The 16120-nt window shown below is 35.9% G+C and carries 10 protein-coding genes; 1 reads left to right on the top strand and 9 read right to left on the bottom strand.

Going from position 1 to position 16120, the window contains the following annotated elements; translation table 11 throughout:
• Positions 1–126: 126 nt before the first annotated feature.
• The 5 genes from ftsX to HU235_RS19995 all read right to left on the bottom strand — a co-directional run bounded on the left by ftsX (position 127) and on the right by HU235_RS19995 (position 5306).
• Positions 127–1017: a permease-like cell division protein FtsX gene (gene ftsX / locus HU235_RS19975; RefSeq protein WP_174881414.1), complete on the bottom strand. Its 891-nt coding sequence runs from the start codon at positions 1015–1017 to the stop codon at positions 127–129.
• Entirely contained in the window at positions 1010–1696 is a 687-nt protein-coding gene (gene ftsE, locus HU235_RS19980; protein ID WP_095299777.1) for a cell division ATP-binding protein FtsE, read from the bottom strand. The genes ftsX and ftsE overlap by 8 nt, the downstream gene beginning before the upstream one ends.
• Positions 1697–2060: 364 nt before the next feature.
• Positions 2061–2381 (bottom strand): cytochrome c551, encoded by a 321-nt coding sequence (gene cccB, locus HU235_RS19985; protein WP_174881350.1) that lies wholly within the window; start codon positions 2379–2381, stop codon positions 2061–2063.
• Between the two features lie 337 nt (positions 2382–2718).
• Complete coding sequence (locus HU235_RS19990; protein WP_174881351.1) at positions 2719–3171, bottom strand: hypothetical protein; 453 nt, start codon at positions 3169–3171, stop codon at positions 2719–2721.
• 281 nt (positions 3172–3452) lie between these two features.
• Entirely contained in the window at positions 3453–5306 is a 1854-nt protein-coding gene (locus HU235_RS19995; RefSeq protein ID WP_174881352.1) for an SH3 domain-containing protein, read from the bottom strand.
• Positions 5307–5670: 364 nt separating this feature from the next.
• On the opposite strand from HU235_RS19995, the gene HU235_RS20000 reads away from it, so the two are divergent.
• Positions 5671–7938 (top strand): SpoIID/LytB domain-containing protein, encoded by a 2268-nt coding sequence (locus tag HU235_RS20000; RefSeq protein WP_174881353.1) that lies wholly within the window; start codon positions 5671–5673, stop codon positions 7936–7938.
• A gap of 132 nt (positions 7939–8070) precedes the next feature.
• On the opposite strand, the gene HU235_RS20005 is transcribed toward HU235_RS20000, so the two are convergent.
• The 4 genes from HU235_RS20005 to HU235_RS20020 all read right to left on the bottom strand — a co-directional run bounded on the left by HU235_RS20005 (position 8071) and on the right by HU235_RS20020 (position 15859).
• On the bottom strand, positions 8071–9399 hold the full coding sequence (locus tag HU235_RS20005) for a UDP-glucose dehydrogenase family protein (protein ID WP_174881354.1): 1329 nt from the start codon (positions 9397–9399) through the stop codon (positions 8071–8073).
• A 28-nt stretch (positions 9400–9427) separates the two neighbouring features.
• Positions 9428–10309, bottom strand: a complete 882-nt coding sequence (galU, locus tag HU235_RS20010; RefSeq protein ID WP_095299725.1) for a UTP--glucose-1-phosphate uridylyltransferase GalU — start codon at positions 10307–10309, stop codon at positions 9428–9430.
• Between the two features lie 344 nt (positions 10310–10653).
• A complete protein-coding gene (locus tag HU235_RS20015) occupies positions 10654–11466 on the bottom strand; it encodes an SGNH/GDSL hydrolase family protein (protein WP_095299724.1) in 813 nt (270 codons plus the stop codon).
• A 256-nt stretch (positions 11467–11722) separates the two neighbouring features.
• Entirely contained in the window at positions 11723–15859 is a 4137-nt protein-coding gene (locus HU235_RS20020; RefSeq protein ID WP_174881355.1) for a leucine-rich repeat domain-containing protein, read from the bottom strand.
• Between the last annotated feature and the right edge of the window lie 261 nt (positions 15860–16120).

Below are 16120 nucleotides of genomic sequence, written 5' to 3' on the forward strand. Positions count from 1 at the left end.
GCATTGAGCAGCGCCGATTTAAAAACTTTGGATTACGATGTTCAATGTGTTGATATATATGTAAAACGCAAGCGCCTTGCTTTTCTCGTAACAAAACTAGTAAACTAGCAATAAAATATTGCTAGTTTACACTTTTAAGAACTTACGTACAGACATTAAGCTTCCCCAAACACCTATTAAAGCACCAATTAACAGTAAGATAGCTGATACTTGGAAGACGAAAGGATTAAACGGTAAAAACTCAATAAATGTTCCTTGAACGCTTTGAGCAACATATTTATAAATGGAATTATAGCCAAAGATGATTAAGGCAATTGGAATAACAGCTCCTAATGCACCGAGGAATAACCCTTCTAGGAAAAATGGCCAACGAATAAATCCGTTCGTTGCTCCAACTAGTTTCATAATTTCAATTTCACGTCGACGCGCAAAAATTGTAATTTTAATAGTATTAGAAATTAAGAACATTGCTGTAAAGAGCAAACCAATGATTAAGGCAATCCCTATATTACGAGAGATTGTGAGGACATCGAATAGCTTTTCAACTTCCTCTTTTCCGTAATTTACTTTATATGCATTGTCTAGCTTTTCTATTTGTTTTGCTACTTTTTCCGTTGCCTGTGGCTCTTTTGCTTTGACAACATATACATCGTTTAGAGGGTTGTTTTGCTCAAACAGCTCAAACGATTTTCCTTCCTCACCTAAGCTATCAACTAGACTATCTAGTTCTTGATCTTTAGATGAGTACGTAATAGATTCTACTTGTTTTATCTTTTCAATTTCACTTTTAAGTGTTGCTTTCGCATTTTCATTTGCCGTTACGTCAATTAAAACCCGAATCTCTACATCGTTTTCTAAATTATCTGCGACATGATTTAAGTTCATCATGATCACTAGAAATGTACCAACTAGAATTAACGTCACCGTTACGGCACTAATTGATGCAAAGGTCATCCACGCATTTCTTGCCAAACTTTTTAAACTTTCACGAAAATGACGGCCAAGGGTATTAATCATATAAACCATACTCCCCTCTTGCTTCGTCACGCACAATTTTTCCATCTTCAACTGCGATGACACGCTTTTTCAACGTATTAACAATTTCCTTGTTATGTGTTGCCATAACAACCGTTGTTCCTCGATTATTAATTTCTTCAAATAGATGCATAATTTCCCATGATGTATCTGGATCAAGGTTACCAGTAGGCTCGTCAGCAATCATAACAGCTGGGTTATTAACGATTGAACGAGCAATTGATACACGCTGCTGTTCTCCGCCTGATAATTCATCTGGAAAAAATCGCGCTTTATGCTTAAGCTGAACTAAATCTAGTACATCTAAAACTCGTTTTCTAATATTTCTCGGACTTTCACCGATAACTTCTAAAGCAAATGCAACATTTTCAAAGACTGTTAGCTTTGGCAGCAATTTAAAGTCTTGGAAAACAACACCGATGCTACGTCTTAGCATTGGTACTTTTGATTCCTTCAAAGTTGATAAATCAATACCGTTTATAACAATCTTTCCGCTAGACGGCTTTTCTTCGCGGTACATCATTTTAATAAAAGTTGATTTCCCAGCACCACTAGGACCAACAACATAAACAAATTCACCAGGATGTATAACTATATCAATACCATTAATGGCTAATACCCCGTTCGGATATGTTTTATATACTTCTGACATTTCAATCATAAATTAATACCACCTATATAGTTGTGTATTTGGGGAGTACTGTCAGTTAGTGTCACATATTGTCGATACAAAAGACAGACGAACTCCTTGTCTTCAAACTACAAAATTCATTATACCATCAAATTTCGTCATTTATAGACTAAATTTATATTACATTTTTGTTTCATCTTTGTAGCATTGGATAAAAACCTTGTGTGGAGCGGAATTCTTGTTGAAATATGGAATAATGTGACAAGTGGGAGAGAAAAATGTAAGTGCTTCTACTATTTGAATTTTAGAACTTTTTGACTAAAACTGCAAGAAAAAATAAAAAAAGAGTGACCATTGTCTGATCACTCCTTCATCTTTTTATATGACATATGTTTTACTTTTTCTCAGCGAGCCAGCTAGCAACTGTTTCTGCTTCTGCCTCACCTAACACCTTAGGCATTCTCCCGTAGCCATTAACTAATATATCCTTTATTTCATCTTTATTATATTTTGCTCCTATTTCCGTTAAGTCTGGACCGTTTCGCCCTTGAAGGTTCTCACCATGGCAGCCAATACAGTTTTGTTGAACAATTTTTTCAACATCACTACTTGCTGTCATATTCGTATTCGAACCATCACTCGCTTCCTCTTCACCACCGCATGCTGCCAATACTATTGATGTTCCGAGTAATAACGCCGCTATTTTCTTTTTCATTTTCTAATCCTCCTCTATTTTCAATTTGCTTAAATGGAGTCTACTTATTTATTCACTATGTATCGTGATCTCGTCACTTATTATAACCACAATTTACTAGGTTTGAAACAAGTTCTATATACTACATCGGGCCTGTTTTTATAGAAAACCTTGATAATTCAACCGTTTGCTTAGTTTGATCAATTTTGTGAACTTATTAAGTAGCCTTTATTCTCTTTGCACTTTCAAACAAATTGTTGTTTTTTTAGGTTAATCGGAGCGTAAGTGTGAAACTACCGCGGGATATGTTGGATAGGTGATGCCCCGAAATAGCCATTTTTCAAATAAGGGATGGTAATTATTTCATTCTATTTTTCCTAGTAAATGAAACATGCCATATCATAAACAGACAAGCGTAAATATAAAATAGGATGGAATAGCTCGTTTTCCAGCCAGTAAATTCAAGATAATGAACATATCTCGCAATACCCTCAAAAATGGTCGAAAGCAAAACCCATAAAATAATATATAAAAAAAGCTTTACTTTTCCGGTAGGAAGGAAATTAACAAAAATAATCCCAAATAGTGCGGGTAAAGTCGTTTCTGTTATGAAATCTGATATTTGTGGGCCTTTCTTTCCCATAATATTGTACAAGCCCATGATGCTTGCAAATAAAAGATCAGCAGCTAATGTGTGGAAGGATACGACAAAGAAAGTCATATAAGCCTCTACTTTTGTGAGGCGCTTTGGCATCAAAAGCAAAACGAAGATGAGTACACTATAGGACACAATTAAAAAGGTAATGGTCACTTTGATACTCCTCAGTGTGGCGTAGTTTTCTTTATCTTAACCAATTCGATTTATTCTATACAAAAAAGCAGTGATGTTAAAAATTGAACTGTATCCCGAATAATGGACACTTTTAAAAAAGTCCATTATTCGGGATTTTTGTGTTTTATCATAAAAAAACCTTTATAATCAAAACAAATAGAGTGAACGGGGAATGAGATATGAGTAAGACATATATAGTCTGATTGACCTAAAATTAACAAGATCTTAATTACTACTTTCGAACGGATTTGCGACTTTTTTTATTTCATGGAAAACTTTGCATACTTTCTGTCCAACCAGCCAATTTTTCCATTTGAATCTTTAACCTGAATAAAGCTTCCGCTTGGGTTTTGCAGCAATGTAACAAATTGATTATTGGTAGCGGTTGCGATTACTTTGCTTGATGTATTTGCTGTTTGATAAAGAGGAGTTGTTCCCCCGCCGTAGTTGTATGTTTCAACACGTACTAAATTCGTTACCGTAACTGTTTTCGTATATTCATAGTATTTTAAACTGTTGGTCCAATAGAGTTTATTTTTATATTTAACCTTCACCCAAAAGTCGTTTCGCTTTTCTAACAAGTTAAACGTTTCTCCTGCCGAAATTGTTGCTTTTTTTCCTCCTGATGTTGAAGGAGATTGATACAAGGATAGCTTAGCACCATTTTTAACCTTCGCTACTGTTTCAGCTGGATAATAGTCAGATCCAGCAGGATACCCTGGATTTCCGACACGATTAGTATTAGGCTTTTTCGTTGCATAATACTTTGCATCAAATGCCTTGATGTTTTTCATATGGTTTGCAATTTTCGTGTGCCAGCTTGCGTCAGTTGAGTAGCTATTGTTCATTCCTGAAAGTGTTGGAGCTCCGCCATAATATGTTCCATTCGGATCGATATAATTAAATTTGACATATTGTGCTTCATAATGAATGGAATCCGCAACAGATTTGAATCGTAAAGCACTTTCATACGGCGCGGCATCATATGCTTTTAAGCCAAATAAATTGTTTTTAGAAATAGCTAAATTTGACGTACCATAGGCTGATTCATGAATACCGATTGCCGCTAAAAATAACGCATTTACCCCATATTTATCCCCAGCATCAATAAAAGCTTGTCCCTGACCTCGAAAAACACTTTTCTTCCCAGTTTTTTGCTCATATGAGGAAATATAACGATTAATCTCAGCAGCTGTTACATTTGCTGGTATTCGCAAATCGATATTACTATATGTAATATTGTCCATTTGATTATAAAGCGCGAAATAGCTCTTTCCGTTTACTTTAATTTGAACCTTATTGTTTACGACACTACCTTTTTTTACTAGGACTTCCACACCCGATTGTAAAGTACCAACCTTATTTGTAAATGAGATTGAGCTATAGTATGGCATATTGCTTGTCGTATAATAGGTGAAATAAACATTTTTATTCTTGGAAATATTACTGTATGGCGCATAGCCTTTTATTCCGTTATATTCAATTCTGCTCCAGCCGTTTTTAACACTTCCCTTTTTCACTTTAACAACAGCATCAACCGGAACATTTACCTTAGGTGTACCTGTATGTCTTTCATTGTAAAGAGTAAAATCCATTGTGGCATAATACGTGAAGTAAATTGGCGCTTTATTTGATAACTTATCATGCTGTACATAATACGAATTTCCTTTATATTGGATTTCAGACCAACCATTTAAGACTGAACCCTTTCTTACCTTTATAACGGAATCTTCAGCAATCGAACCAAATCGCTTAGTATTTGTACCTCTTCCGGCATAATAGCTAATCGGTTCTTTAGGATAGTAATTGAAATAGGTAGCCTGAGGTTTTCTATTGACGATCCATTTACTTTCTACATAAGCTGTTCGACCATTTAATTTGATTTCAGCCCAGCCATTTCGAATACTACCCTTTTTCACTTGAAAGGAGGTTTGAAATTCAAACGTACCTACCTTTGAATATTGATGTCCCCGCCCGGAATATGCAACCAAGTCATTTTTAGCATAATAAGTAAAGTAAACCTCACTAGCAACAGCCTTTTGCTGAGGATGAGAGAAGACTATGAAACTAAAAGCGAGAAGTACTGTATAACAAATAGACATGAAAGCCTTCAAATCTATCATTCCTCCCTTCTTTGTTATATAACTATCATTTTTTCCTCTATTTACTTTATCGGACAGAAGGATTTATTTTTTAGCCATATGCGAGATTTTTAACAAGGTTGTCATCGTTTCTTTACATTAGGTTAAAGAAATAGATTTTATTTCAAAAAAACAAAAATTAGTGGAATTTCAAATAAACGTCAAAAAAAGAGAGAAAAAGTAGGAAAGATAATGTTCTAAACATCTATTGAATCGATTACATTCATCTTTTCATGTAAAAGGTCTCTACTAAACTATACTGTATATTGACTATGTAAATTCCTGTCTATTTTTGTTATAAATAATGTAGTAGACATATATTATATGGAGGTATTAGATGCAGAAACTAATAAAGATCGCTCTTGCTGTTGTCCTTGCGCTATCAATCTTACAAATTTCGCCGATTGTAAATGCTGCGAGCGAACCGAATGTAACAGTTGAATTACGGAATTACATAGGGAATAAGACTTCATTAGACGTTAAACTATCTGGTGAATATAAAACTGGTAATACGAACAATGATAATCTGATAAAATCTCTTACTAGTTTTACATTAAAGGTAGAGAACAAAAAGCTAGTTTTATATGTAAATAACACGAAAAAGGGAATCGTTGAAGGAAATCTAGTTCTTACACCGACAAATTACGCAACTAGTTACGTCCAAATCAACGATCCGAATAATACGGATGCAAAGAAAATTAGAAAGTATCGTGGTTCATTCGAATTTAAGGTTGCATCTGAAAAATACGTACGTCCTTATAACACACTTCCATTAGAAGATTATATTAAGGGTGTTGTTCCAGAAGAAATGCTAGCATCCTGGGATCGAGAGGCACTTAAAGCACAAGCTGTTGCAGCGCGTTCAAAGGCTGCAAAGCTAAACTATAAATTGAATGACACTCAAGGAAATCAAGTATATGGTGGATTAGGCGATCCTGATTATGCAACAAAGATTTCAGAGGTTGTTGATGCAACGGAAGGTAAAATTTTAAAATACGGAAGCTCAGTCGCTGATACTGTCTATACCTCTAGTAACGGAGGATACATTGAATCTGCCTATGGAGCTTGGGGTCAAGCAGAATTCCCTTATCTAATCGCTAAAGAAGATTCTTTCGATCCAAAACAACGCTGGACTGTTGATGTTCAGTCAAAGCAAATTTCTTTAGATGGTTATGACCTTAACAATCCTGGTGCATGGTGGAGTTCAATCCAAGAAGCTGACGCTATCGCAAGAAATAGTATCAAGCCTTGGCTAAAAACTCAGGTTGGGTTACCATCGACATCAGATCTGAAAATTTTATCTATCGATGATTTCTCAATTAATCCAGAAAGAACACCTGGAAAACGAATTAAAAGCGGAAAGATTAAGATACAATATGTTGTGAAGGATGCACAAAATAACGTTTCCGTTAAAACATATGCGCCAACAAGTATATCTGCTGATCAAATACGCTCAATGTTCGGATCAATGACGATGAGAAGCACTCTTGTTGATCAAATTACGTCACCGACTTCAACAGATATCCAACGAATTAATGGCGATGATCGAATTGAAACTTCAATAGAAATTTCAAAGGAATTGTATCCGAATGGCTTCTCTTCAAGTCATCCATACAAAACCGTCTTTATTGCAACAAGAAGTCAATATGCAGATGCCTTATCAGCTGGACCACTAGCTTATCAATATGGGAATGCTCCTATATTGTTGACAGATTCTAAAAGTCTAAGCACGAAGATTGTAAATGAAATTACTCGTTTAAAAGCAACAAACGTCATTGTACTTGGCGGAAATACAGCTGTTTCTGATACTGTTGTTCAGCAAATCAAGCAAATTAATACAATTGCTGACAATAATGTCCAACGCGTATATGGCGATAACCGTTATGAAACAAATGCTGAAATAAATAAACGTCTTAAAAATATCGCAGGTACATTTGTTGCATCTGGAGAAGATTTTGCAGACGCACTTGCTAGCTCTTCTATTGCAGCTTTAAATAACTATGCGATTGTGTTAACAAGAGCAAGCTCATTACCTGCAGTTAGCAAAACCTTCATTTCAACACATGCAAGCAAGCCAGCCTATGTATTAGGTGGACCTGTTGCAGTTTCTGCTACTGCCTATCAACAAGTACAACATGTGAAAAGCAATGTCGCAAGATTGTCAGGTTCTAACCGTTACGGTACTTTAGCTGCATTACTTGAAAAATTCAAAGGATCCTTTAGCGGAACAGATGTTATTTATGCAACAGGTACTGACTTCCCAGACGCATTAACAAGCTCATCTTTATCTGCTGCTAAAAAAGCTCCACTTATCTTAGTTGGGGCAGATTTAAGTACAAAACTTGATAGCTTTTTGACAGGCTATAAACAATCAATTAAAACTATTCATGTGCTTGGTGGAACGGTTGCTGTTGATGAAGAAAAGGTTTCACAGTTAAAAGATAAGCTTGGCGTTATAACAACTCTACACTTAAGTGGATTAGGGTTTGGTCATGGTGTTGGAATGAGCCAATACGGTGCCCAAAAGCAAGCTAGAGAAGGTTATACCTATGCTCAGATCTTGAAATTCTATTATCCAAACACAAATTTAACAGACCTATATTAATCTAGCATTTACTCTAAACCCCGAATGAAAGAAAGGCTTTTTCGGGGTTTTTTAATAGACAACTATATAATGATAGGCACACAAAAAGGCTAAAAAGGTGATAAACCCTTTCTAGCCTTTAATTTATCTTATTCACTTAATCTCAATTTTTGCTGCAGTAACACTCTCACGTCCAATTGAAGAATAGGTCATATTCAATGCAGCAGCCTCTTTTACTTCATAACAATTTCGTCCATCAATAACGATTGGTGTTTTCATCAAATCGAGATAGTTGCGTAAAGGAAACTCCTTTACTTGCTTCCACTCGGTGACAATAAAGACGATCTCTGTGTCCTTAATAGCAGCTTCAATTGTTTCATAGTAAGTTACAGTATTCCCTAAAACCTTTCGGGCATTTGCAATCGCAATCGGGTCGTAAACGTTCACTTGTGCACCTTCATTTAACAAATGCTTTAAAACGACCAAAGCTGCCGATTCCCGTATATCGTCTGTGTTTGGCTTAAATGCAAGACCAAGGACAGCTACCTTCACATCTTTAAAAGAGCCAACATAATTCCTCGCCTTTTTTAGTAATAGGAGCGGTTGGTTATTGTTCACATTAATAACGGCTTCTAGAAGATGAAACCGGTGCTTAACATCACCTGCTAGCTGTACGAGCGCCTTCGTATCCTTTGGAAAACAAGACCCACCATATCCAATCCCCGCCTGTAAAAACTTAGAACCGATTCGTTGGTCCATTCCAATCCCTTTCGAAACATCTTCAATATTCGCGCCAACCTTTTCGCAAATATTCGCGATTTCATTTATAAAACTAATCTTCGTAGCTAAAAATGCATTTGATGCATATTTTATCATCTCTGCACTTTCAATATCTGTATGGATAATCGGGATATTTAGCGGCGAATAAAGCTCCTCCATTTTTGTTGCTGCTTCTTCATCTTCACTGCCAATGACAATTCGATCCCCATGAAAGGTATCATATAAGGCAGAGCCTTCCCTTAAAAACTCAGGGTTAGAAACGATATGTATTTTCGAGTGAAAATCTATCTCTTCTTCAATCCATTGCTTCACCTTACGATTTGTCCCGACAGGAACTGTACTCTTCGTCACAACAATTGCCTGTTGAGTATTTAAATATTTTGAAATGTCCTTTGCTACTTGATACACATAAGATAAATTAGCCGATCCATCTTCTTTTTCCGGTGTACCAACAGCTATCATAATGATGTCAGGGGTGGAATATACCTCACTACAATCCGAGCTAAAAGAAAGCCGATTGTTAAGCTGGTTCTTTACTAAAAGCTGATCAATTCCTGGTTCATAAATAGGTGAGATTCCTTCCTTTAATCGATTTACTTTTTCATCGTCAATATCGTAACAAATCACCTCATGACCAATTTCTGCTAAAGCAACACCTGTCACCAATCCAACATATCCAGTTCCAGCAATCGTAATTCTCAACCGTTTCCCCTCCTACAACATTCATTTTTTAAACGTTCTTTTTCGCTATGATATCTTCCAAATATAAGAGTAAATCATGCTTTATATCTTCTCGTTGTAAGGAAAAGTCTATCGTTGCTTTAATAAAACCGAGCTTATCTCCAACATCATATCGATTCCCGATAAAGTGATAGGCTAAAACCTGCTGTTGTGCGGAAAGCTGCTTTAATGCATCTGTCAATTGAATTTCCCCACCAGCTCCTGGCTTTTGCTGACTTAAAATATCAAAAATTTCAGGTGTTAGGATATACCTGCCAAGAATTGCACTATTAGAAGGTGCTGCTTCAGGTGTTGGCTTTTCCACCATATCATCGACTCTAAAGACATCATTCGCTAATTCCTCTCGATAGCTTACGATTCCATACTTAGATACTTCAGACTCAGCAACCTTTTGAACGCCAACAACTGTACTTTGGAACATGTCATAAACATCGATTAGCTGTTTTAAGCAAGGCTCAGTTACTGTTTGAACGATGTCATCTCCAAGCATGACAGCAAATGGCTCATTGCCGATAAATCTTCGTGCACAATAGATCGCATGACCGAGACCCTTTGGTTCCTTCTGTCTTATATAGTGAATATTTGCCAGCTCAGAAATTTTCTGAACTTCGTTTAGGATGTCCCACTTTTCCTTATTTGCTAACGTTTCCTCAAGCTCATACGATTTGTCGAAATGATCCTCAATCGCCCGCTTTCCACGCCCGCTAACAATTAATATATCTTCAATTCCGGAGGCTACAGCTTCTTCAATAATATATTGAATGGTTGGTTTATCAACAATCGGCAGCATTTCCTTCGGTTGCGCCTTCGTTGCTGGTAGAAACCTCGTCCCTAGTCCAGCTGCAGGAATAATTGCTTTTTTAATTTGCATGATAACTCCTCCTTTAATAAGTAACTACTATAGATACGTATTCATTTTATCGTATTTTACGCATACCAACGTTAATCTTTCGTAAATTTTCTGCATGATTAGTCTTATTAATACGCAATTTTAATATTTATAAAGTTCAATTTACTCGAGGAAATGCTTTGGCTCATTAGCTAGAAAAAATAATTATGCACTCATTTAAGTACTTAGTTTTAAGCTTATCTAGGTTTCCGGTTTGTCACTAATTGATTTTCCCTTTAGCTCTACATTCTCTACATTAAGTGACATCATTAAATTTACTGCAAGGGATATTCGCTCAAAAAAAATAGACAAGGGCACTCCCCTGTCTACTTACCGATAAAATATTTAGTTAGGTAATCCGCCCATACCTTATGCCCGCTTTGATTAGGCAAGCTAGGCTGTTCACCCATATCTGCTAAATAATCTTCCATTTTTTCATCATCTAATTCCGGCCAATTTTCCCAATGGTTTAAATAAACAATGTCATTCGTTTCTGTATATTCTTTTAATTGATTTACTTGCTTTGGATAAAAATTAGCATTGTATAATGGATTTGAAGGTTGTATGAATATCGTTACATCTTCATTTACTTCCTTCCATGCGTCCATCATCGTTTCGATGTTTTTCAGTGTGTTTTCAATGCCGATTACACTTTCGTTATCCTTTAACATAGGCGGTTCATAAAGAATGATGTCAGGCTTTGCATTACTTACTTGTTCATACGACTTTTCATCTACAACTTCTCTTGATGTCTTCGTTCCTTCTGAAAGAACAGTTATGTTAAAGATTCCTTCACCATATGATGCGGTTAATTGTTTCTTGAAAAGTTCTGGCCATGCCTCTTTGTCTGTTGCCGTTGAATCTGAACCATAAATGACGAACTGTAAAGGCTTCTTTGTATTTACAGCATTTTTTATTTTTTCTTGTACCTCTTTTGGTAGATTCGCAGAGAGTGCAGTCACATCGATCGCCTTCTTTTCGGAGGAAGTTTCCTCTTCAACAGGACTCACTTGCTCGACCTTTTTTTCAGCTACCGTTTTCTCTGCCTTTGCGGAGATTTTATGATTCCAGTGTAGATTACCAATAATGATTGCGGCCCCACACACTATTACTGTTAGTAAGACATAAAGCTTATTCAAAACAAGAATCCTCCAATTTTCGACATGTTCTATTCAAAATTATACACAAAAACAAAGGCATTTCAAACTATTTCCATTCTTTTTTCTTCTCACTTACTCTAGTAAACTCTATTTCTTATCTAGTAAGAAATAGGGGAGGTGTTGCGATGTTATAACAAATAAGCTCCTCCTCCAGCCTGAGGTGTTGTTCTCCGGAAAATTGGCATTGTGGGATAAACAAAAAAAGAAGGGAACATTAAATGTCCCCTTCTACCGCTTAACTATTTTTAACTTGTTTTCTTTTTTGGATAAATAATACTGCAGCACCTAAACATAAAGCAATGAAACCAATGAGTAATAGGTTATACATCATTGTAGCTGTTTCCGGAAGCTCATTTTTTGTTTTTTCTGATGAACCAGCTTTAATTGGTGTTAAAACATTATCATCTTTTCCATTTTTGTCAACTACTTTGATAGGAGCTGTTGGTTTTTCACTATCATTATTTGGTGTCGGAGCATTGTCATTACCACCTTGAGTCGGTTCTTTGTCCCCTCCACCTTGAATTGGGTCTGTTGGATTCTCCCCATTAGTTGGAGGTGTTACAGGCTCCTTGTCTCCCTCATCCTCTAATAAGAAGAAAAGTGGGTTCTCAAGATAATCGTCAGTGCTTGTAATTTCAAATTGGAACACATATTCTTTACCGTCCACTGTAGTAAAGACAATTTCATAGTTCCCAATAGGAAGAGTAAAAATGTCAATTGACTCCTCTGTTGCATAATTGATTAATTGACCTTGTTCATCTGATTCGCCAAAATAATAGACATCTTCATTTTCTTTATCTAATCCGTAAAGGTCAAAGGCTGCACCAGCTTCAGGAGCTTCAGCTGTTTTGTATACATACATGCTGACGTCCTTTACAGTTCCTTCGATAGGTAATGTTGTGAATTCAGCATATAGAGTATTCTCATATCCTTCCTCAGTCACATCAACCGTAATGTAATAATCTGTAAACGGGTCAAGTCCTTTAAACGTATGACTTCTAATCGAGCTATCAATCTCTTCCTCGATAATTGGCTCATCACTTTCATAGGAATATAAGGAAACCTTGTATTTCCCAACTCCATTTGGTAGCATTTGTCCCCATGAGAACGAAACAGTTGTTTCTGTTACATCGTCAATGATTATATCAGCCTTGCTATCTACCTCAGTATTAACATGGACATGATATTCCTTTAATTTCTTAATCACTTGAGCATTTGCGCTTCCCTCAGTTAAGTCAAGCGATGAAATATTATAAAGAGATACCATTCCTAAGCTGTCCATCTCTACTAATGGAGAGATATCAGTAATTTTTGTTCTATCTAAAATTAATTCGATTATTTGATCAAATTGAGCTAGTATTGAAATATTCTCAATCGGATTACCACTTACATCCAAATAGACTAATTGATGTTTTGACCCTTCTAATGGGGAAAGGTCTGAAATGTTATTGTCTGCTAGATTAACAAAAGTTAAGTTTGTTAGTGCTGCTAGAGCAGTGATATCCTTTATTTGATTATTTTCAAGTGACAATTCTGTTAGGTTTTTCATTCCACTTAAGAAGGAAAGATCACTTACATTGCTATTTGTTATATTTAGAGCTTCAAGATCAGGTAATTTTGCAAAAACAGAATAATCTTTAATTTGCGCATCACTTATTAAAATAGAACGTAATTGTTTTAAGCCTTGAATTGCTGATAAATCTAATGGACCGTCTTGATGGTCAAACACATTTAAGTCATATAGATTTGTTGCATATTCCAAGCCTGTTAAATCCTCGATGTCTGAGCCGTAAATATAGAATGAAGTTAATCTTTCCATATCACTTACTCTTGGATCACGTTCAATTCCAAGCTGCTCTTTTACAAGCTCTTTTAAATTTTCATCTTTAAAGACAACTGTTTCACCTGAAGGCTCCGACCATGTTGTTTCAGTGATTGGCTCACTGCTAATCACTAGCTCACCGTTTGCATCATATGCCTTCACAACAATCGTGTATGCTGTATTTGGTGTAAGCTTATCCATTTCCAAATACATTTCATCACCAGATACGGTTGAATGAAGCTTTTCATTTACATATACTTCATACTTAGTGATTTCACTTTCACCGTAATAATCCCAGAACAGATCCATTCTGTTTTCTGTTACCGTTGGAATGTATACATCCAGCCATTCTTCCCCAGGCTCTTCTTCTGAACTGTCAAATTCAACTTGTACATTTTTATCTCTTAGCTGTTCAACTACTTGTCGTGCCGGAGATGATTCATCCTCAAGGTTTAATGAGTCATTCCCGTAAAGGTAAACTTCGCTAAGATTAGCTAATTTTAATAACTCATCAATATTGTCTAATGATGTATTGCTTAATAAAACTGATTCTAATTCAGTTAACTTGTTAAGCCCTGCGATTGATGTTAATGGGTTATCATCGACATCAAGTGAAACTAATGCTGGAAATTTTTCAATACCTTTCAAATTTTTCAAGTTATTGATGTAAAGATTTAAATACGTTAAACCTTCTAACGCTGGCAATGCATCAATACTTTCAAGATTATTTTCATGTAGAGATAAAAACTCTAAATTAGTTAAATTCTCTAAAATAGAATAATCACTTATTCCCGTATTACCTAATGAGAGACTGATTAAATTTGTTAAATGGGAAATTGGTTCAAAGTTCTTAATTGGATTTCCATCAACACTTAAATATTCAAGGTTTACTGCCTTTTCTAGTCCTGAAAGGTCACTGATTTTTTTATAATCTAATAATAGATCTGTTAGTGACTTCATATCGCTTTCGTAAATTGCCCGGTCAATACCAAGCTCTGCTTTTATCGCCTTTTCAAGTCGTTCATCCTTAAATTGAACGGCCTCACCTGATGGGGCTGGCAATGTTTTAAACGTTTCTAACGTACTCGCGATAACCTCGCCCTTGCTGTTATAAGCAAAAAGCCCAACACGGTATTCCGTATTGCTAGTTAATGAATCGATGACTAGCGTATTTTCTTCGGCTGCTACCTTTGTCGTTTGCTCAGCAACCTTTACTTCATAATACGCAACATCCTCATCACCTTCATATTCCCACTCCAATGTTGCACGATTTTCGGTCGCTTTTATTTCATATAAATAAACAGAACTCCCTAGATCACTATAGATTGTTAAGCCTGTTTTCTTTAATTCATTTATTTGGTCGTTTAAATGAGCATACGTTTCCCCATAGACTATCAATGTTGTTAATTGATTTAGCTGTTGAATTGGTGAAAGTGTATGAAGCTCAAGATAGCTAAGATTTAATTCTTTTAATGCTGGATGATTTGTAATGGCAGATATATCCGTTACATTTGTAAGATTAATATCTAGCACCTCTAAATTTTTCAGGCTTGATAATGCTGTTAAATCAGCAAAATCTGTTTCTGATAGATTTAAAGACTTAAGGCTTGTTAGTTTTTGAATACTAGAGTAGTTAGACAATGAATTTCCTGTTAAATTTAGCTCTGTTAAATTCGTTGCCTTTTCTAAGCCTGTCAAATCATGAATGTCTAAGTAAGAGACATCAAGTGAAGTAAGCTTTTCTAAATCAGATGGATATATCTCATCACGATTTAGCTTTAGGGCTGATTTTATTTCTCGTTTTAAGTTTTTATCTGGAATTGTAACTGCTTCTTCTGTTGCTTCCGTAGAAGTTACAGCTGGCTCTTCACTTTGTTGAGCCTGTTCAGTTGATTTTTCGACAGCTTTTGTTGTTGCCGCTAGTGTTTCAACCTGCTTTGTTGCTTCTGCAATGACTTCCTCGCCTTGGATGGCACGAACACTAATTGTATAGCTTGTCCCATCTTCAAGGTTGTTCATTTGATATTGTGTAGTCTGACCAACTTGTTTGATGACTTTTCCATCAAGTAATACTTGATAAGCGTCCGCTAATTGGATTTCAGTCCAATTTAACTCAAATCCAGTTTCTGACACGTTTGTTGCATTTATTTCTAGCTTTTCCGCTTGAGTATATGTGACGGAGATTGCTTCAGATTTCAGCTCCTCCTCACCATTTCGTGTAACGGAATATTGATACGTTTCCCCAGGTATCACTTGGTCATCAATAAACTGATAAACCTTATGTATTGTACCCTCTTCGCCCGTTTTCTCTGAGATTAATTGTGCACTTGCAATTGTGCTCTGTGCATTATTTTTGATTAATGTAAAGCTTTCTTCAACTTCGGACGATGTAGTCGTTTCCCATTGAAGCTGGATGCCTTTTTCATTGCTAAGTGCTGGTAATAGACGTATGCTATCACTTAAAGCAGCAGTAGCATTAGCTGAAAATGGCGTTACCATTGTAAAAATCACCGTAAAAACTAGTAATAAAGTAACAATTCTTTTAATCAAGCTCGTCTTTCCTCCTATTAATTTCTATATATTGTAAGAAACATTATAGTGATATTTTTGCTTATTAGATAGCAAATCTTTTAGACAAATTTCTACAAAAGCCGAGTTTCGGGGACTGTCCCCCCTTTCGTTTATTTTTTTGTAACTTTTCCGATGTGCTAGACGTCTTAATAATGTAAGACTTTAAATAACTAGGTTGTTTTCCCCTAAAGGCTGAATTAGCGGCGAAATTTGTTAGATTTTACTTAGCGTCTTCTAGTA

The organism is Metabacillus niabensis (genome assembly GCF_902829255.1).
Lineage (GTDB): Bacteria > Bacillota > Bacilli > Bacillales > Bacillaceae > Metabacillus > Metabacillus niabensis.